The sequence below is a fragment of the Pseudomonas sp. AC083 genome (assembly GCF_979253165.1).
The window spans coordinates 1-232 of sequence record NZ_CEEDDH010000369.1 but is presented as its reverse complement, the minus strand read 5'-3'; the positions used below and the strand labels follow the sequence as shown (position 1 = coordinate 232).

1 protein-coding gene is annotated in these 232 nt (G+C 62.5%); it reads left to right on the top strand.

What is annotated here, in order from left to right; all coding sequences use genetic code 11:
• Positions 1 to 188: rod shape-determining protein (locus tag AC0IXA_RS28225; RefSeq protein ID WP_471815029.1), on the top strand; the 188-nt coding region annotated here is incomplete at its 5' end.
• Positions 189 to 232 lie beyond the last annotated feature (44 nt).

Here is a 232-nt window from a genome sequence, read left to right as displayed (position 1 = left end):
TCGCCGAGCGTGGCCTGGTGCTGACGGGTGGTGGCGCGCTGCTGCGAGACCTCGACAAGTTGCTGGCCCAGGAAACCGGCCTGCCGGTGATCGTTGCCGAAGACCCGCTGACTTGCGGTGCTCGCGGCGGTGGCCGTGCGCTGGAAATGATGGATAAGCACACCATGGCTCTGCTTTCGAGCGAATAAGCTTCGAATGCAATACGTGGGTGAACGCACAGGCAGCACTTTGC